This is a genomic window from Bacteroidia bacterium (assembly GCA_033391075.1).
GTDB lineage: Bacteria > Bacteroidota > Bacteroidia > J057 > J057 > JAWPMV01.
The window spans coordinates 340,522-358,720 of the sequence record JAWPMV010000005.1 but is presented as its reverse complement, the minus strand read 5'-3'; the positions used below and the strand labels follow the sequence as shown (position 1 = coordinate 358,720).

Annotated in this window: 19 protein-coding genes; 3 read left to right on the top strand and 16 right to left on the bottom strand. The window is 38.3% G+C overall.

Annotation, left to right across the window (positions count from 1 at the left end):
• Positions 1 to 68: 68 nt before the first annotated feature.
• Positions 69 to 2,399: a M20/M25/M40 family metallo-hydrolase gene (locus tag R8P61_37225; protein ID MDW3652781.1), complete on the bottom strand. Its 2,331-nt coding sequence runs from the start codon at positions 2,397 to 2,399 to the stop codon at positions 69 to 71.
• 230 nt (positions 2,400 to 2,629) lie between these two features.
• Between R8P61_37225 and R8P61_37220 the strand changes: the two genes are divergently transcribed.
• Positions 2,630 to 3,739, top strand: a complete 1,110-nt coding sequence (locus tag R8P61_37220; GenBank protein MDW3652780.1) for a histidine kinase — start codon at positions 2,630 to 2,632, stop codon at positions 3,737 to 3,739.
• Positions 3,736 to 4,440, top strand: coding sequence for a LytTR family DNA-binding domain-containing protein (locus R8P61_37215; GenBank protein MDW3652779.1), 705 nt, complete (start codon positions 3,736 to 3,738; stop codon positions 4,438 to 4,440). Before R8P61_37220 ends, R8P61_37215 begins: the two co-directional genes overlap by 4 nt.
• Positions 4,441 to 4,534: 94 nt before the next feature.
• Here the strand turns inward: R8P61_37215 and R8P61_37210 are convergent, their stop codons facing one another.
• From R8P61_37210 to R8P61_37140, 15 genes are all read right to left on the bottom strand, one after another.
• The gene (locus tag R8P61_37210; GenBank protein ID MDW3652778.1) at positions 4,535 to 5,032 is read right to left on the bottom strand and encodes a hypothetical protein; all 498 of its coding nucleotides are present in this window, start codon (positions 5,030 to 5,032) and stop codon (positions 4,535 to 4,537) included.
• Between the two features lie 289 nt (positions 5,033 to 5,321).
• Entirely contained in the window at positions 5,322 to 6,056 is a 735-nt protein-coding gene (locus R8P61_37205) for a DUF3667 domain-containing protein (protein MDW3652777.1), read from the bottom strand.
• On the bottom strand, positions 6,037 to 6,561 hold the full coding sequence (locus R8P61_37200) for an AAA family ATPase (GenBank protein ID MDW3652776.1): 525 nt from the start codon (positions 6,559 to 6,561) through the stop codon (positions 6,037 to 6,039). The genes R8P61_37205 and R8P61_37200 overlap by 20 nt, the downstream gene beginning before the upstream one ends.
• A 59-nt stretch (positions 6,562 to 6,620) precedes the next feature.
• On the bottom strand, positions 6,621 to 7,706 hold the full coding sequence (locus R8P61_37195; protein ID MDW3652775.1) for a polysaccharide lyase family 7 protein: 1,086 nt from the start codon (positions 7,704 to 7,706) through the stop codon (positions 6,621 to 6,623).
• Positions 7,707 to 7,821: 115 nt separating this feature from the next.
• Positions 7,822 to 8,274, bottom strand: coding sequence for a hypothetical protein (locus R8P61_37190; protein MDW3652774.1), 453 nt, complete (start codon positions 8,272 to 8,274; stop codon positions 7,822 to 7,824).
• 96 nt (positions 8,275 to 8,370) lie between these two features.
• Positions 8,371 to 8,856 (bottom strand): protein-tyrosine phosphatase family protein, encoded by a 486-nt coding sequence (locus R8P61_37185; protein ID MDW3652773.1) that lies wholly within the window; start codon positions 8,854 to 8,856, stop codon positions 8,371 to 8,373.
• A 74-nt stretch (positions 8,857 to 8,930) separates the two neighbouring features.
• The gene (locus R8P61_37180) at positions 8,931 to 10,178 is read right to left on the bottom strand and encodes a Xaa-Pro peptidase family protein (GenBank protein ID MDW3652772.1); all 1,248 of its coding nucleotides are present in this window, start codon (positions 10,176 to 10,178) and stop codon (positions 8,931 to 8,933) included.
• Between the two features lie 112 nt (positions 10,179 to 10,290).
• Positions 10,291 to 11,151, bottom strand: coding sequence for a DMT family transporter (locus tag R8P61_37175; GenBank protein MDW3652771.1), 861 nt, complete (start codon positions 11,149 to 11,151; stop codon positions 10,291 to 10,293).
• Between the two features lie 332 nt (positions 11,152 to 11,483).
• Positions 11,484 to 11,861, bottom strand: a complete 378-nt coding sequence (locus R8P61_37170) for a nuclear transport factor 2 family protein (GenBank protein MDW3652770.1) — start codon at positions 11,859 to 11,861, stop codon at positions 11,484 to 11,486.
• 435 nt (positions 11,862 to 12,296) lie between these two features.
• Positions 12,297 to 12,815 (bottom strand): DUF4375 domain-containing protein, encoded by a 519-nt coding sequence (locus tag R8P61_37165; protein MDW3652769.1) that lies wholly within the window; start codon positions 12,813 to 12,815, stop codon positions 12,297 to 12,299.
• A 125-nt stretch (positions 12,816 to 12,940) separates the two neighbouring features.
• Positions 12,941 to 13,750: a hypothetical protein gene (locus R8P61_37160; protein ID MDW3652768.1), complete on the bottom strand. Its 810-nt coding sequence runs from the start codon at positions 13,748 to 13,750 to the stop codon at positions 12,941 to 12,943.
• A gap of 291 nt (positions 13,751 to 14,041) precedes the next feature.
• The gene (locus tag R8P61_37155) at positions 14,042 to 14,638 is read right to left on the bottom strand and encodes a hypothetical protein (protein MDW3652767.1); all 597 of its coding nucleotides are present in this window, start codon (positions 14,636 to 14,638) and stop codon (positions 14,042 to 14,044) included.
• 9 nt (positions 14,639 to 14,647) lie between these two features.
• A complete protein-coding gene (locus R8P61_37150) occupies positions 14,648 to 15,310 on the bottom strand; it encodes an NAD-dependent epimerase/dehydratase family protein (protein ID MDW3652766.1) in 663 nt (220 codons plus the stop codon).
• A 78-nt stretch (positions 15,311 to 15,388) separates the two neighbouring features.
• Positions 15,389 to 16,789: a serine hydrolase domain-containing protein gene (locus R8P61_37145; protein MDW3652765.1), complete on the bottom strand. Its 1,401-nt coding sequence runs from the start codon at positions 16,787 to 16,789 to the stop codon at positions 15,389 to 15,391.
• 127 nt (positions 16,790 to 16,916) lie between these two features.
• Positions 16,917 to 17,765, bottom strand: coding sequence for an AraC family transcriptional regulator (locus tag R8P61_37140; protein ID MDW3652764.1), 849 nt, complete (start codon positions 17,763 to 17,765; stop codon positions 16,917 to 16,919).
• A gap of 133 nt (positions 17,766 to 17,898) precedes the next feature.
• Between R8P61_37140 and R8P61_37135 the strand changes: the two genes are divergently transcribed.
• Positions 17,899 to 18,171, top strand: coding sequence for a SemiSWEET transporter (locus tag R8P61_37135; GenBank protein MDW3652763.1), 273 nt, complete (start codon positions 17,899 to 17,901; stop codon positions 18,169 to 18,171).
• Positions 18,172 to 18,199: the final 28 nt, after the last annotated feature.

Sequence of the window (18,199 nt, the reverse complement as noted above, 5' to 3'; positions counted from 1 at the left end):
ACTATAATTATAGTTATAGTTGTGTCGCACTCCATTTTGCAAGGAAAAAAGAAGCAATCCCCCGGACCCTAAATCTCAAAGGTCTTTATCGAGAACAATCCATCTCCAATAAATTGCATCGGCATCATATAATCGGCTCTGGCTTCAATATCAAAGGCTTCATTTTCGAGTAAATCATAGGATAACTCTCGCAAATAGAAAGAGAGGGGTACATTTTCCATGAGGATGCTTATGCGAAGCTCCTTTTCTGAATTGGGCATGCAATAGTTCATCAGGTATTGACCTTTTTTCCGACTAAATGCTGAACCCTCATAATCAGCGGATGAGACCAGGCTTCCATTTATTCGCATCTCCTTGATTTCAATACTATCTTTCGCAATGAGGGCCATAGCGTTAAGGGCTCTTTGGGGCGATAGGCTGAATTCGACAAAGCGATTCCCATCGCGAAGGCTGTCCTGGTGTAAGGTAATTTGTGCCGTTTTTATGTCCCGATTCTCCGTTTTTTCGAATGTATTGATATAAGGGAGTCTAAAGCCCAGTTCTTCTGGCAGGTTTCCTTGCTGGGCTTCCTCTCCAAAAAACTGTGCTAAAAACGGATCGGACTTTTCATTTAGGCTGCCCCAATAAGAGAGTTCATTGTCAGCATTATAAAAGAAGCTTATGCTATTGGGTTTTCTCCTATCCTCATTGAATCCACTCATCGAACTGGCGATGATGAAGAGGAGGAGCGCTATTCCCCCAAATCCATATTTCAGATACTTTAGCTGATTGCCCAGAGAGAAAATAGGAGTTAATAATCCGAATAGGGCAATGAGGAAAAAGCTACCCAAAGCCATCATTGTTAATCCTAGCGCAACTGGCAGTAATTTAATAAGAGGGACAAGTATATATAACAAAGGGAGAGAAAGGAGGCTATAAATAATCTGCTTTACCTTTGATGATAAGTCGCTAAAAACTCCTATCGCCAGGATGCCAAGGGCGAAGAATAGGGGTAGGATAAGAAATGCCCCTCCTGGTAGACCTACTAATATGGCCAAATTGAGGATCAGCCACATAATGAGGGGGCCAATAAGGAGATCTTCCGCCTGATAGTTAGCCATCCACTTTTTATAAATCACAAAGGAAAGCCAGCAATTAAGCGCCATGAAGGCTGCCTGATAATAATAGCCATTATAGGTATAGCCGGATAAGATGTCCTTATAAGTGGGATGGATCAACAAAATCAACTGCCATAGTCCGAAAGTAAGGAGACAATTGATGAGAAGACTTAGCAAGAAGGGAATTAAGCCCTTGAGCCCATGTTTGAGGTTGATCTTTTCCTTTTTGACCCCAAAATAAATCAGGCCTATCGTCAGTAAAAATGCGAGGAGCAGGAGAGGGATGTTCCAGGAAAATGGGTATTGCAGGAGTTTTATAAAGGGCAGATTTACAAAAATCTTGTCATCCGTATGTTCAAAATTATCTAAGTCTGAAAAAGCAAAATAATTGAGGCTTGACATCAGATAATCTGCCTGATGCACCAAAGTAGAAGGATCCAGGCGTTCGGGTGTATCCTGAGCCGTATGATAATCAAAGTGATCATCTAAATAGGCGAAATTGAATCCACTGATATTGGCAATTTCTCGCAATGGGGTAAGGTCTGTATCATTGGGGAGCAATTTATAGACACTATAGGCCAAAGAATTGCAGCTTGGATAAGCAGGATTTGCCTTCATGAATTCCTCCAGTAACTTTCCATTTTTACCATTGGTCTCCATCAGCATATAACTGGGGCCCCCACTTCCTCTGGCTTCAAAATTCAGGACCAGGCCTACTTTTTCTGCCAAGGGATTCTTTTCGATAAAAGCCCGCGCTCCCATCAGGCCTATTTCCTCAGCATCTGAAAAAAGGATAATGATATCGTTTTTGGGCTGCTCATTTTTCGCCAGGAAAACCCGTACAGCTTCCAGGATAGTGGCTAATCCTGATCCGTCATCACTGGCTCCATAAGAATTGGGAAGTCCGGAATCATAATGGGCCATCAACATGAGTGCTTTACCCGTCCCACTCCCTTTTATTTCTGCAACAATATTTTCTATCTGCGTTCCCGTAGTGATCCTCTCGTTTAGCCGAAAAACATGATCCTGTTGAAGCTGAGGATTGAGTCCCAGAGATCGTAATTCCTCCATCAAATAAGCCTGAACTTCCCTGTGATAGGGCGTTCCGACAAAATGAATGTCTTCTGCAATGACCTCCAGATGTTCCTGTACATTTTCTAAGGAGAAATCATCAGGATCATCAGAATCCAGAAAGTTTTCTGAAGGTTTTTGTCCACTTAAGCCCCAAAAGGCAAATAGGGCGATTAAAACGATTGAAATCCAGGAGATACTAGTTTTGGAGGCATTCATTGGGTTCTTCATTTCTATAGGTATTCAAGTTAATACCAAATAAGCGTAATTGATTTGGATCAAAGCTGGAGCTTTATTGAAAGTAGATATAATTTTTTTGATGTATGAAAGTGAAAAGGGAATAGACAAGCAGCAAAGAGCCTCAAAAGGGCTTCGGTAAAGGATTGAAGCTGTTTGACATCAAAACTCCCTGCTTTGTCAAAAAGATTGTGGATAGAGAAGAGGAAGCGTATTTTTGAAGGATGAATGCCTTTTTTCAAAAGTACTATAAGGCTATGTTGATTGGAGGAGGAATCTCCTTAGGCCTGGTTCTTATGCTGAGTAGGACTAGATTTATACTTTTTGAGCCGAGCTATGTATCTCCAGCTGTTTTCCTTTTCATAAATATCCTCGCCCTGATCCTTTGTTGGTTCAGCATTTCTTTTTTGATCCAAAAGTTTTCGGTTTACAAAGTCCTGGGGATCTTTTCTTTCCTGCTGATAGGCGGTTTGCTAGACTCTGTATTGGAACCTTTCAATCCCGTCACCATTCCCCTGATCATCCTTTTTTGGTTAGGGATTGCATCACTTATCCTGCCTCAGTTTTTCAAAAAGTATAGAATAGCTATTCTATCGGTATATGGAATCGTCTTATCCTATTTCTTCATCTTCCGGATGATGCCCAATTATGTAGAGGAGCACCACCAGAATTTCCTCAATTTCATGTTGATTCCTATCCCTGTATTTGCGGCTTTGTGGGGATATGAGCAGTGGCGCTGGTTTAAAAATCTGCAGGCAGAAAAGGGGCAAGCTGAATTAGCCTTACTGAAAAGCCAGATCAACCCACACTTCTTTTTCAATACCCTGAATAATCTGTATGGTCTGGTGGTCGAAAAGTCGGAGCAAGCCCCACAGGTAGTGTTGAAATTATCCGAAATGATGCGCTACACCATTTATGATGGAAGAGAAGAGTTTGTTTCTCTGGCTGATGAGGTGAATTATCTAGAAAATTACATTGATCTGCACAAAATTCGCTATCAAAAAAGGGTGAATATTGAATTCAAACAAGAGATAGTGGAAGACTATTTGATTGCCCCTTTGCTATTTATCAATCTACTTGAGAATGCTTTTAAGCATGGAGTAGAAGGAATGACGGAAGATGCTTTTGTGCGAATCAAGCTAAGTGCGAGGGACAAAGAGATCAGTTTTGTAATAGAGAATAATTTTGAAGGAGATACAGAGAAAAAGCCTGCAGGAATCGGGCTTGAAAATCTGCAGAAACGATTGGAACACCTATATCCCAAACGCTATCAATTGAATATTGAAAATGAAGCTCCGCTTTATCGCGTAGACCTAAAAATCAATTTATCGTGACCAGATATTGTATCATAGACGACGAACCCATTGCCCATCGCATCATAGAAGGCTATTGCCAGGATTTGCCCTATTTGCAAAAAGTGGGCAATTGTTATAATGCATTTGAGGCAATGGAATTACTAAGTCAAAAGCCGGTAGATCTGATTTTTCTGGACATCAATATGCCAAAACTATCCGGTTTTGATTTTTTGAAATCAATGCAGCATCCTCCTTTAACCATCGTAACCTCAGCACATAAAGAATTTGCCCTGGAAGGGTATGAATTAAACATTTCGGATTATTTATTAAAGCCCTTTTCCCTTCCCCGTTTTTTAAAAGCTATACATAAGACGATAGGGGAGAGTATGCCTAAACTGGAGAGAGAGGCTTCCCCAAAAAATGATACTCATTTCTTCCTCAAAGGTGATAAGAAAATTCATCAGCTGAGTTTTGAGGATGTCTTATTTGTCGAAGCTTATGGGAATTATTGCAAGATTTATCTGCGAGAAGAAATGATTGTGAGTCATGAGAAAATCTCCTCTTTGGAAGCTTTATTTCCAAGAGAGGATTTTTTGCGGGTTCACAAATCTTTTATCGTTCCCCTCAAAAAGATAAAAACCATAGAAGGCAATAGAATTTCCATTGGGGAACATTTGGTACCCATCGGACAAACCTATAAAAAAGCCTTGATGATGCGGATCAATAAGCCCAAACTCTAGACATGAGTTAAGAAGGAAAATACTAGAACCGAGAATGCAAAGTCGAACCAATACAGCCGGATAATAGGATACATATTTTCCCCCATGCTTCCTCCTATATTTTCGACTCCACAAATTTATGGAGCTTGTCTTTCCCTTTTAGCTTGATATACTTTTCGACCGCTTTATTATCTCCTAGTTCTGCTTTTTGTTTTTGATAAAAAGTAATGACGCTTTCCAGTCCTGCCAGGTTTGCTTTTACTTTATCCGTATTGTCTTTTGTCTCCAGGACATATTTTGCCCATCCTCCCATAAAGATCATAAGGCAATCTCCACAATCTGTAAATGTGACAATATTGGGATCAATTCCGATTGAAACAGAAGGGCTTCCAGTCAGCCATTTTAGTAAAAAAGCGTTTACTTCCGTACGTTTTTCTTTATCCAAATTGATAGGCGTATTGATGAGCCAGTCAACGGCATTAATCACCTCTTGTTCATATTTACCATAATCACTTTTAGATTCGAGTTTGTATTTTTTGGGGAGTTCGAATGTTTGGGCGGAAAGCTGGATGCCTAGAAAAGATAGGACGAATAGAATAAGTAGATTTTTCATGAGTTGTGTATTAATACTAGTTTTGGGATGGCACTTTGAGGCGTGCTACTTAAAGGACTAAACTTTCTTTAAGATTCCATATTAAGCAGGAATTTACAAGGATTTATTTCAATTAAGGGTAATAGGGATAAAAACTGTGTTAAAAATTGTCTTTGTCTCTTCTTTGCTTAGGCTAATTTTTCCATGCAAATGGAGGAGAAAAGAAGAAATGCAGAGGAGGAGGAGCTTTTTGAGTAGTATAATAAGCCTACGGACTTTTTAGATTACTGATAGCTGTTGGGGGAAAGGCTTATGCAATTATCCCATCGACCAGCTTCCCCAGTATTATCAAGCTGAGCGTAAAAGTCAGTAAACCCAGTATATAAGTCAAAAGGCCTTTCAGGCTGTTTTTAATTTTATTTCCACTGAAAAACTGTCCGATCCCCCATGCAATGTACAGCAGTCCAATTAAAGAGCCTTTGTCTATCAAACTTAGACCCGTTAGGCTAGCTAGTATTCCAAAAAAGGAAAAGATCAACATGCTCATTCCAATTAAAAAGCAGAGGAGAATCAGGATTTCAAAAAAATTGTAGTTATCCTTTCGGAATAAGACCTTGATCCAAAAAGCGATAAAGATGGAGATCAGAATATTGGCATAGCCATAGTTTTTTGATATCCACTCAAATATTAGAGAGCTGGTGTCATCTCCATCGAATGAATAATTGATATACCCATCCTCAAAGCCCAATAATTGTTGAAAGAGGGTATAGGTTAAGGAACATACAATGATGAAAACAATGGGTTTGACCAGACGGGCTCTGTCTTCCAGAATAAATGTTTGAATGTTCTTTCCGGGTCTTAAGAGCAATTCCCGTATGCTGAGTAGAATGCCTTTATCGAAATTAAAAACACTGGCAATTTCAGATAGAAGGTATGCGCCATCTATTCTTCTTAATGTTCTGGCATTCCCACAGTCGGAACAAAATTCCCCGCTCATCTTACTGCCGCATCGTTTACAAGCGATATTATCGTCCTGTTCTGTCATCTTTACATTCGTTCAGTATTTCTATGATCTTCTGCCCAATATCTCTTATCGAGGACTCATCCGTTTTTAGGATTTGGATATCCTTTGAAATCGCTTCTTTCCTCAGGTACTTCAACCATCCAATCATATCAGCTTGATATAGTTCTGCATGCCCTCGTTTTATTAAGCGACTTTTCATAACCTCCTGACTACAATCAAACAAGAGTATTTTGTAATCTGTGTAGCTATTTTGGTGAAAGCCCTTGATGAAATGTTTCATATCGGTAGAGCCTTCAAAGAGAATATGCAGTTTTTCTTCTCTGGCAGTTTTTACAAGCTTATTTATCCAGTCGATCGTTGCCTCTTCCTGCCACTTTTGGATATCCTCCAGTTCCTCCCAATTGGGCAAGCCCATATCGTCAAAATGGAATACCTTTATCCGGCTATCCGCTGATAATTGCTTTGATACGTCTTCCAGGATGCTCGTTTTTCCTACTCCCGATGCACCTGTAATCGCAATGATCATTAATCTTGTGTTTTAGAGCCTTGAGTAGGTTTAGGAGTAAAAGAGAAAACAATAGGGACCTAGTCATTTTTAAGGAAATAGCCTTCGTTTGAGATAGCATTTTCACTTACATAAATGCTGGCTTTTTTAACCCAAACTTCCGCATAGTTTCCCGTTTCATATTGCTTGTTGATATTTCCGTCAAAGGTATCGGCTCCGGAACACCAATTCCTGTTCACTTCAGGAGATTTTCCATTGGTTTGATTGTAAGATCCAAGCTTAAAGAAAAGGCCCTCATCTGCATAAGCATTTGCTCGCTCTACTCCATCCTGGCCAATGGGAACAAATAGGGCCTGGGTTTGCTCGGGAATGTCCTCAGGGCTCGTATATTCTGATTCGATCAGGTTTTTCGTAAAGCGTTTGCTTTCATGCCCATCGCTGCTAAATGTGAGGTACATGATACCTTCTTTGACCTCGATTTCATAGCTCAATTCTTCTCCTAATTCAATGCCATCTTCAGGTTCTTCCGGATAGCTATCCTCTTCTGTACCTACCACAGAAAAATCATGGCCCCAGACAGCCGAAGAGAAGTCCCATCTTTTGGAATTATCATCCCCGGCGGTATTGATTTCGTAATGCCAGAAAACCGAACCTTTGCTATGGCCCGGGAATTTCTTGTAAAATATTTTAAGGGGTTCGTTCTCATGTCCATCGGCACTGTGGATCTGGCCTATGACGACTGAGTAGGAAGCTGCAACCCGAGCATCGCCAGAACTGGATACATTCATGACTTTGAGGGTCGCACTCAATTTGGCATCTGTTAGGGGAGACCATTTTTTCAGTTGAGCCAATTCAGTTCTTGTATTGTTTGAGGTTCCATGAGTATCTCCTGCATTGGGAGCTTTATACACCACCCAATCCGTTTCTCCTTCCGTTTCGGTATAAAAGAAATCTTTCTGCTCAAAATTGATTGCCTGACCAGCATTCGAGCCATCCCCCAAAATCAAATTCCAATGATCGAAAAATGGAATAACATCGCTTGCATAAAGGGTGTCAGGAGCTTCTTCTTTATTAGACTCGCTGCTCGTTTTGGAACAGCTCGCAAAAAACAACAGAAAAGCCAGAAGAGAGATTCCTGATAGGGAAGGGGTGATTACTTTTTTCATTTTTCAGCTTTTGGCAGCTAAAATACACCAGAAGTTGCGAACCCCCAAGAACTATACCTTATGCGGATTAACCGCTAATAGTCAGACCATCAGGATCAAGTAGGGGGGATGCATTTTATAGCTGCTCAAGTGCTCGATTCTTGATTTTTTCCAGGGCTTTGGGAAAGCGAGTTTCCATAAAGTCCAAATGCTCTTCCATGATATCTATTTCGACAAGAAGCTTAATGCTCTCTTCTCCTTCAATCAAGGAATAACTTTCGGTGGCTCCTGACCATTTTTTGCTTTCCTCATCCGGGGCTTGATGTTCTCCCTTTAGCACGTTCCCGATATGTTTAAATTGAATGTGTTTATTCGGGATGTGATTTTCAATGATGCTGTATATCCCACTTTGATCTGGGCCCAGAAACATCACCGTGCTGCCTACTTTCCAATTATCTGAAACTGCATAAGCACCTTCCGAAAATACTCCAGCCCAGGCACGATAGGCGCTATCTTCCCAGAGGGCATTCCAAATCCTGCTTTTCTCTGCCTTAACATCTATTGAAAATTGTAGTCTGTGGATCTCCATAATGCATGATAAGGATTGAGCGTACTGATGGTAAAGTACAAATTTGAAGGGAAATTTATTCTTCGCATTTATATGCGGACGGGGATATAGCCTATACTAAAGATCTTCCGCTATTTCGCTGAACCAATCCACTTGTTCTTTAGTATCCGGGACTTCCAATTTTCTGTAGCTGCTTATCCGTTCAAAAATTTGGCTTGGCTGAACTCCAGTCTTTAGCATGACCCCTGCTGCTACCAAAGAGGCCCTTCCTATTCCCATTCTACAATGCACCACTATTTTGTTTCCTTGTTCCAATGAATGACAGATAGACTCTATCAATGATATGAATGCATGATTGTCTTGAGGAATCGAGCGATCTTTTATAGGAAAGTTTAAGAAACTCATGCCATATTTTTTGCAAAGTTCGCCCTCCTGCTCAAGCTCCAGTTCACTTATTTCCGGCTTCTCTAATAAGGATATCACCCAATCTATCTTTTCCAGAGACAGCTTCTGAATTTCTATTTCAAGCCAGTCATTTCCTCTGGGCCGAGCCATGATTCCGATCATCCCTTGATTGAGTTCCTCTATCCAGTATATTCTCATGGTCTGTTTTCCTCTATATAAATGAGTTTTTCAGTCAACAGCTTCTTATCCTTAAAATGCGGGCATCCATAAATCTAGTGGACATTCAGCCCGAAATAGCGATTGGCCAGAACCATTAACTTTTGTTTGTTTTTAGCAGATAGCGAAAGGTTTAGTTTATAGGCAGAAAGGGTCATGTCTTTTAGGCTATCTTTCACCGGTGTCAGACTTTTATTCCCCTCAGCTGTAATCACAATTGTATCTGAATGTCGAAATCCTCCAATACCTTCTATATAAATACCTGGTTCTACGGTAAAAAACATATTTTCTTTCATTTCATAATGAAATCCCTCGGCTAAGAAAGGTCCTTCATGCCCTGTTACGCCAATACTGTGTCCGCTGCGATGTATCACATTATTACCATAGCCTTTTTGGGTGAAATGTTCCTTGACCTTCACATCTACCTCATGCATATCAGCTCCAGGTTTGCATAATTCTAAGGCTAATTGACGAGCTTCCATCATTACTTGATAAGGGCGTTCTGCATCTTTGGGAACTTCGCCCAGAAAGAAAGTACGCTCTACTTCAGTCCCATAGCCATTCAAAATACTATTGATCACAGCGACATGTGGACCTCCATATTGCATATCCATATCAAAGAGATTGGTAAAATTGTGGGGATCGTCGGACACATTGGGAGACTGGACGATAACTCCAATCTTGGTAGCCAGAACATTTGCCTGAGGATTGTCAGCTAGCATCTGGAGAGAAATAAGTTTTGAAATCCTGGAACTACTTTTGATGGCAGACATTCCGGGCTTAGCTATTTTCAATAGTTTATTCATGGCCTGAGTCACAACTCTGGAGGAATAGAGGATGCGGCTGACTTCGAATTCGGATTTTACATATCGAGCTTCTTCCAGAAATTCACAGGCATAGATTCTCTCTCCCAGCTTCTCAATCACAAATTGTGGCGCAATAGCTTCTACTCCAATCCTGGAAAAATGCTCAGTCTCTTGCTTAAAAACAGTATCCCAACTCTGGGCTTTTGGAAAAGGGAATTCTTCATAGGTGGGCAATTCAAGCTCTCCTATAGCACGACGTTTTACATGTAAAACTTCCAATTTTGGGACAAGAAAGCGGAGTTTGCCTTCCTTTGACAAGATTAAAATAAACGGGCGTTCATGTACATAATTCGCGAAGTTCGTTAACCAAAACACATTGTCCGGGTCAGTGATAACAAAGGCATCCAGACCTGCCTCTTTCATCATGGAGAGAAGCTTCTTCTTTCGCCAGTTCATTTCCTGAAGGGAAGGCAGCTCATAGCTTGGTTTAAGGTTCATGATAGTATTTTCGTTTGGATAGTTCTCTTTTACTTCCAGGAATTTGCTGGCTGATGTTGGTGAAATGAAAGGATTTCCAGCTTCTGCAGGAAATGTTTCAGGAAGGACGAACTTACTGTCGTCTTATCACGATTACCCCAACAAGGATAAGCAAGCCACTTATCAGGTGGTACATAAATAATTCCTCCCCTAAGATAATGGAAAAAATAGCTGTAGACAGAGGCACTACATTTAGCATAATCCCTGCTTGATTGGCACTGGATATCTTAATTCCTTCATTCCAAAAATAATAAGCTACTGCCGTTCCAAAGAATCCAATACCTATAGCGGAAAACCAAAAAGAAATAGAATAAGTACTTACCTCTTCCATTCCTACAAAAGGTAAGACTATCAAAAAACTAAGCAAACAGAGAAAATTGGTCAGCAGGGTAAAATTGATGTTAGAGATAGCAGCTCCATATTTTTTTATCCATACATTTTGTAAGGCAAAAAGGGTACTTGCTACTAACAGTAATATATCACTAATACTAAAATTCAGTTGGGTAAAATGGAGTAGATTTCCTTTTAGAATAAGGTAAAGAACGCCGAAAAGAGAAATGACTGTACCGATGATGTGTTTTCTTTCCAGAGGTGTTTTTAGCATACTGCTGGAGAAAAGGATCGTTAACATGGGAGCCGTGCTAATAATTAAAGAACCATTAATGGCGGAGCTATATTTTAAGCCAATAAAAAAGAAGATATTAAATCCAAACAAACAGACTATCCCTATCAAAAGGATGCCTTTTAAATTTTCTCGAATGGCGGTCCAGGAAGGCAATTGTTTATAGGCAAGAAAAAATAAAGGAAGGACACCAAAAATATACCTCCAGGCAGCAGCTTCTATGAACCTAACTTCACTCAGCATGATTTTAGCGAAATGAAAATTGATTCCCCAGAAAACAGCTGCTACCAGGAGATATATAATAGCTTTCATTTATTCTTATTTCAGGTTTTTCTGTCTACCTATACCTTGCTCTTGACAGCCAGGGATAAATTTCTGTCGAACATACTTTATTTTTCTATTAAAAGGACATTTAGCGTGGATCGAAAATGCAGAATTATGCTAATTCATCCAGTCTGAAAGGTAAAAATACATGCAAATTGATTTTTTTCGACTGAACAAAGATGGGCAGTAATTCCTGGGGTTTCGAGCCTAATAAGTCCTTATTTGCCAAGGAAGGAATCGGGAAGAAAATTCAATGAATCTATAAATTATTCAATAAGATTCCTGGAGAACACCACTTGTCGACTCTTAGGCATTGAAATTTAAAAGTCCTTTTGTACGGTCGTGTAGGTTTTGCTAACAATTTTCCATTCTCCTTCAATTTTCATTAGGTGCATGAAATCAATAAAATAAAAGCTTTCATACTCCAACTCTAATTGAGCATTGGCAGCATCACCCACGATATTAATGCTAGTAATACGGGTCTTGGTTTTGACAGGATCATTGGAATTTACATAATCACTCAATGCTTCAACAGCATTAACATCCATGTATTTCTCCGCCATCCATTTCATGCTAGCGCCTGGATGAAAGGCTTTTTCAATAGAACTAGCATTGTGATTGATCATGCCATCGAAATAATGATTGATCGTTTTTTCAATGAGTTGTAGGTCGCTGGTCTGAGCTTGTGATTGAATCATAAAAATCGGAATTAATGTTAAAGTGAATACTATCTTTTTCATGATGAATTATTTGAATTGTATTGAGTCGTTTTTTTGAGGATAGCTTCTATCATGCCCTGCTTGATACAGCTGAAATGGGCATGTCAGGAGCATAATCTTTGCCATGGTAAGTGGGATATAAAAAACACCCACAGCATTCTTCGCAAAGATGCTTTTCTGAATTTTATTATTGCATAATTTCTTTCGTTTATATATGCAAATATAGGGGAGGAGTAATCCAGCTATAAGGACGATTAGTTCAAAGAAATGGATTTTGAGGTCTTCTTTGAATAGCTATTATAGGCTTTTAGGCAGGTGAAAAAAGCTCCATGTTAAGGGGTGCAAGGATCAATCATCTGATCGGCAGGAATAGAGTGGGGGATGGCTTGGTAGATAGGTTTGGCTAGGAGTTCTTTATAGATCTAAATGTTTAAAATATTCAATATTTTCTCGAATAAACTCTACGGACAATTCATGAAGGGATTCTCCTTCATAAGCTTTATAAAATTCATCTGTAACTGATCGAATAAAATCTTCATATTCGTCTTCAGGAAACCCTTTTGATTCAAAACTCTGATATCCTTTAATAGCTTTATCGGTTATTATTGCTATTTCTTCAGCTCCAAGGTATTCTAAATCGCTTAGGATTACATCTTTGTAATTTCCACTGAAGTTGCTGAAGTATTGTTCATATGTTCCATTATGAACTTCTGTATCTAAGTCATATACTGTAAAGATTAATCGGATTTTTTGAGGCAATCCCTTTATAAAAGTGGTGATTGATTCTTCCTGTTTTGCTATATCTGATTCGTCTTTAACCTCCTCAAAGGCAATCGTTGTGATATAATCCTTAACATTGATATCCCAATATTTGGAAGGAAGCTCTTCTATGCTTTTAAGTTCCACATATTCATATTTTTTATTCTGCCCCATATTTAGTTGGCATTTTTTTGCTACAAAATCTAATTGTGAATCATCAATATACTTAAGACTTCGGCTATGCGATGGTCAAAAACTTTAGCCGAAGACTTGTGTCATAGTATTTTTTTACCGATCAGCTATATTTCCTCCCATTCCCAATAGACAAAATATTCCAAGTTATTATATCTCTGGTTTTTACGACCGTAATTATTAAGGTCTCTTTTTTTGATAGATGCTTTTTCCAAGTCAAATTCCTCTATTTGGTCCCCAAAGGAGTTAAGGTTTCTGTAGAATGAAATAGTGCCGTCTTTCGATTTGATTGTTAAGCTTGCAAGGGGAATACTCAAGGCAAAACTTGAGTGATAAATTCCGTGCAGGGTATTTAAATGATAATTACTTAAGGGCTTATTAGGAACAAAATTTATATTATTTGATAGGTTCAAATTCGTGACTAAGTCCCTGTTCTCTTCTAGTTTGGATTTCCAATTGATATGGGAGGTTTGGCTAATGTCTAATGGGAGAGTTACCTCATCTTGGATGCCTACAGGAAGCCAGTAATCTCCTACCTCAAAATCCATTTTCTCAAACGCAATGGATGTCATTTGATGAATAATCGTGTCTGAATCATATTCTGGACTACTTATTATCCCAAAATTAATCTTAAGGATTCCAGATCCTAAAAGATCATCTTTTCTAGACCAATAATTAGGGTTGTTGGTTCTATTGGGTAAATCATGGCTTACAAGGCTGGGAGGATGTTTAAAATACTGATCATAAGTATTTTTATCCTGAATTAACATTTTCACCTTAGCTTCAAAATCATTGAGTTGATGAAGATGATAATATGCTGTCTCTTCGAATCTGAAATCCTTTACTATATTCTTGCTACAGGATAAGCATAGGAAGGACATTAGCAGTAAACCCATGGAGATAAAGGTGTTTTTCATTTTTGTGCTATATTTTTATTTTCGATCTTTTTTTTTGAAGAAACGCCAAGTTCCAAACTTTCTTGTTGGACAGCAAAGCGTAATGGAAGGAATAAATTTGACTCACTTCTTTAACAGTATGAATATCGGAGCATTCTAATTTTTGATGAAATGATTGGCTGCATCATTAATGTTGTAATAAAGTGCTTTCAATATAAGTAGATTGGGCCTATTGTTGGATGCTAATCGAGAGCCAAGGGAATAATCTCTTGCTAGTGTGGATGGTCGAGTAGGCAGCTGTCATGAGAAGTTTTACTTTTTATTCAAATAGCTCACGGGTAAATTGAATTCATCAGTTATTTTCTTGAATTGAGCTTTATTAACTGAGCCTTCGAATGAATCAGAGTATAAGACTTCATCCCCATATTTAAATTTCAACCTAATCCTTGTCCTAAAACTTCCAGAATATTTCTTAATGGGTACCATTACATATTTTCCAGATTCTAATAATAAAGGGTTCTGGTAACTAAGTCCGCAACTACTTGGGGACCAATATTCAATGGGTTCCCAATTCTTTTTTTCATCAAGGGCTTCTTGAATCATAATCAAACTTCTATCTTGCCTTTCTGCTATAAAAGTTGAATCTGAAGTATTAACAAGATAAGCCATAATATAAGCAGCAGGATAATCTACTCGCTGAATTCCCTGAGACCTTAAATTCGTAGAACTGTTTTCAAGGTCAAAAAGGAAGAATACTTTCCTGGATGTTAAACTGGTTTTGGTAGAATCTAATATTAAAGGTCTAGTGCACATATATGATGCCCTTTGATTTATATCAAAAGTATCCTTCTGGCCATAGGCTATTTCAGAAATGGAGATAAGAGTAAGGAGTAGAATTATCAGTTTCATGATTTCTATCTAATTATTCGCCAGCCGATTAATATCTTTTCCTTCAAGATGTTTCAAGTCTTGGGGATGATCAATTAAATGAAGCATGGCTTTACCAATGTTTATGGTAGAGGTAACCGATTTCATTTTCTTCAATAGGGGAAAGATGGGGCGGGTGAGGACATATATTGCGTTGTATAGTTTAGTTTTTGATTTAACTCCACGTTCAGGTAGAATTGCTCCTGGTCGAAAAGCATAGGCATCCTTAAAAGCTTTGTTGAAAATCATGTTTTCAGTTTTGCCTTTTATCCGAGCCCACCTGCTGCTGCTTTTCTCCGTGCTATCCGTTCCTTCCCCTGAAACATACATAAAAATCATTTCAGGATTGGCTTTGTAAACTGTATCCACCAAAGCTTCCGTAATTGTATATGTTAACTTATAATAAGCCTCCTCACTTATTCCTACAGAAGACACTCCCATGCAATGATAACAGGCATCAAAGCCTTGAAATTCATGCTGTATTGAGCTGAAATCAGTGAAGTCATTGTGTAGAATCTCCTTTATTTTAGGGTGATTAATATTTATCGGAGACCGATTGATCAAAAGCACTTGATCTAGCCTATTATCATCCAGACATTCTAATAAAACACCTTTACCTACCATTCCGGTAGAGCCTGTTAGGATTACTTTCATAGCAATTTGTCAGTTAAAATTCTGTATTCAGATATTAACGGCCATGCAGCCTGTAGGCCTTTACTCTATTAGCAGCGATTATTCCTTTTCAAATTTCAAATTTGTTTCTCCGATAGCATCAAGTTCAAAAGCTGTTATTACTCCCTTTGACCTAATGAAACGAATTAATCCTAAATCAATAGTAAAAGAATCAACACCATGAATTGTCAATTCTCGAGCAGGATAATCTGCAATTTGTAGTTTTAATTTTTCTTCCTCTAGAATTAACAGGTAACTGGTGTCTAGTTCTTCAGAATAAAATCTCCCAATATAATCCTCCAGTTTGAGCTTAGAATGGTCTATATTCTTTTTGGTGTTTTTTGTATTGGGAATGTTTCCCTTAGTTTCTTTCTTTTCTGATTGGTCTACAAATTTATCTTCGAGAAGAATATCTGCTATTTGAAAAGCCTTATGACTTGCGTTTGCATCGAGTCGATTTGCAAGAACAATTACTGAAAAACCTAGTTTCGGAAAGCGAACAAATTGCGTGCTAAAGCCCAGCATACCGCCACTATGAGAGATGGTTTTTAATCCTTTATATTCTCCATGGATCAAGCCAAATGCATAGTCAAGCGTGTCTCCATTATTTAAAACTCCCGGTGTGAGCATGATATCTTCGAGTTCCTTTCCACCAAGGGTTTTGTTATAAAAATTCTGATCCCATAAAAACAAGTCATTAACTGTAGTTAATAGATTGCCATCGCCAAGCGCATCAAAATTTTGTAGAAATCTCTTGTAAGTGCCATCAGCTTGAGATTGGTAGCTGATTACCCGATTCTTCGTGATTTCTTTATGATCATCGTTAAAAAATGTATTCGTCATTCCGAGTACCTGAAAAATATTCTTTTCAGCATATTGCCTTATTGTCATACCACTCGTTCGGTTTACAATCTCAGCCAATAGGATGTAGCCAGAATTTGAATATTGATACTTTTCTCCGGGAGAGAAATTTAAGGCTTTTTGCTTCTCCAGTTTTTTGATCCCATCCCTAATTGAAAAGTAGTCCTCAAATGATTCTCCTGCCAGGTACATCAAAACTAAATAATCCCTCAAACCACTTGTATGATGGACTAAGTGCCTGATTGTTATTTCTTTTCCATAATCAGGTATTTCAGGAAGGTACTCTCTGATATTATCGTCTAATCCAATTTTCCCTTCAATAGATAATAAAGCTATACATGCTGCTGTGAATTGTTTGGAAGTAGAAGCAATGTAAAATTTCGAATCATTAGTAATTGGAATTCCATAATCAAGGTTAGCTATTCCATAAGCCTTGGAATAGATCAATTTCCCTTCTTTAATTATTCCTATTGCAGCACCGGGAGATTGATCGTTTTCCCATTCCACAAATAGGTTATCAATTTCCTGATGTTCTCCAGGCTGTCCGAATAAGGTTAAAGAAAAGGAGCATAAGATTAATAATAGATAATACCTTTTCATGGTTCTTTTTTTATTGCTGCTGAGGGTTAGCTAGACTTCGGACGACTGCTTTAGCTGCCGGCTGGGGTGTAGCTGATGTTATCGGAGGATTTCACCTTAATTTAATTTTAGCTAAGAAAGTTTCCATTCAAACATGGTATAACTTTCTATATTGACTTGGACTCATTTTCATGAGTTCATTGAATTTTTTGTTATAAAAAGAAAGGGTACGAAAGCCCGACTCAAAGGCAATTTGTGTTATTGTTAAATCGCTTTCTATTAGTAATGTACACGATTTTTGAATTCTAAAGTCATTAACTAGCTCAATAAACGTTTTCGATGAATTCAGTTTTAAGAATCTACATAAAGAAGATGGATGCATATTAACTAGCTGAGCAAGCTCATCTAGTTGAGGTCGTCCATTGTGATGGGTTTTTATATAGCTAAGGATTTTTTCAAACCGAATCCGCTCCCTGGGTTCTTTAATAATATGAGTCTGGTTGTAATTCAAACTGGTATACTCATCTTTCGAGAGCACTTTCAAGATATGTAGAAATGAAAAAAAACGCTCAAAGTTCGAAAGGGAGATTAAATTCTTAAATGGTTCAGCTAATTCCTTTTTTACCTTATCAGAAAACACGATACCTCCTTTCGCATTTTTCAACAATCGTCTCAATGGAGATAGCTCAACATTCTCAAGAAATTCTCCGCCAAATAGATTTCCAAATTGAACTACAACTTGAAAATAGCCTTGTAGAACACAATCTTTGAAGCCAGCATGTGGAATGTTTGGCCCAAGGAAAACTAAGTCCCCTTGCTCGTAATGACTTACATGTCCGTTGATAAACCTTTTCCCAGAACCGCCTGATATATAGATCAATTCAAATTCAGGATGCCAATGCAATCCCCTAATTTTGGCTAAATCCGAAATTCCGTATTTCCCAACGGATAGGGAGCTACCAATATTTTTAACAATATTTTCTGCCTCAATTCTCAAGTGATATACTTTTTTAACTAACTCAGTACAAATACGCTAAAAAAGAGGAGAATTTCATCAATAAAGTGGATGCCAAAGATGAATGCAGCCCATAAGTTTGGTTGATATGTTTAACTAATAATTAAAGCTTAATATGGATTTTGGGTTTTGGATAGGAAACATTGCTGCATTTTTAACCACCTCGAGTTTTTTGCCACAGGTGATAATGATCGTGAGAACTCGTGATACGAAGGCCATTTCATTGCCCATGTATGTGGTTATGGTAATAGGTATTTCCAGCTGGTTAGTCTATGGCTTACTTTATGAGCTTTTCCCTCTAATTATATGCAATTCGATAACGCTGGTGCTCACTTTGACAATTCTCATTTTCAAGTTAAAGGAACCATCCCGTCAAAATGAAGTATGAGGCAATTATTTATTTGACATTTTACATA

Bases quoted from the DNA above. Each gene is read 5' to 3' on its own strand.
- R8P61_37180 (MDW3652772.1), bottom strand. From the start codon at position 10,178: ATGAACCTTAAACCAAGCTATGAGCTGCCTTCCCTTCAGGAAATGAAC.
- R8P61_37145 (MDW3652765.1), bottom strand. From the start codon at position 16,789: ATGAAAAGGTATTATCTATTATTAATCTTATGCTCCTTTTCTTTAACC.
- R8P61_37185 (MDW3652773.1), bottom strand. From the start codon at position 8,856: ATGAGAATATACTGGATAGAGGAACTCAATCAAGGGATGATCGGAATC.
- R8P61_37160 (MDW3652768.1), bottom strand. From the start codon at position 13,750: ATGAAAAACACCTTTATCTCCATGGGTTTACTGCTAATGTCCTTCCTA.
- R8P61_37150 (MDW3652766.1), bottom strand. From the start codon at position 15,310: ATGAAAGTAATCCTAACAGGCTCTACCGGAATGGTAGGTAAAGGTGTT.
- R8P61_37175 (MDW3652771.1), bottom strand. From the start codon at position 11,151: ATGAAAGCTATTATATATCTCCTGGTAGCAGCTGTTTTCTGGGGAATC.
- R8P61_37135 (MDW3652763.1), top strand. From the start codon at position 17,899: ATGGATTTTGGGTTTTGGATAGGAAACATTGCTGCATTTTTAACCACC.
- R8P61_37195 (MDW3652775.1), bottom strand. From the start codon at position 7,706: ATGAAAAAAGTAATCACCCCTTCCCTATCAGGAATCTCTCTTCTGGCT.
- R8P61_37155 (MDW3652767.1), bottom strand. From the start codon at position 14,638: ATGAAACTGATAATTCTACTCCTTACTCTTATCTCCATTTCTGAAATA.
- R8P61_37170 (MDW3652770.1), bottom strand. From the start codon at position 11,861: ATGATTCAATCACAAGCTCAGACCAGCGACCTACAACTCATTGAAAAA.
- R8P61_37190 (MDW3652774.1), bottom strand. From the start codon at position 8,274: ATGGAGATCCACAGACTACAATTTTCAATAGATGTTAAGGCAGAGAAA.
- R8P61_37225 (MDW3652781.1), bottom strand. From the start codon at position 2,399: ATGAAGAACCCAATGAATGCCTCCAAAACTAGTATCTCCTGGATTTCA.
- R8P61_37210 (MDW3652778.1), bottom strand. From the start codon at position 5,032: ATGAAAAATCTACTTATTCTATTCGTCCTATCTTTTCTAGGCATCCAG.
- R8P61_37165 (MDW3652769.1), bottom strand. From the start codon at position 12,815: ATGGGGCAGAATAAAAAATATGAATATGTGGAACTTAAAAGCATAGAA.
- R8P61_37200 (MDW3652776.1), bottom strand. From the start codon at position 6,561: ATGATCATTGCGATTACAGGTGCATCGGGAGTAGGAAAAACGAGCATC.
- R8P61_37205 (MDW3652777.1), bottom strand. From the start codon at position 6,056: ATGACAGAACAGGACGATAATATCGCTTGTAAACGATGCGGCAGTAAG.
- R8P61_37220 (MDW3652780.1), top strand. From the start codon at position 2,630: ATGAATGCCTTTTTTCAAAAGTACTATAAGGCTATGTTGATTGGAGGA.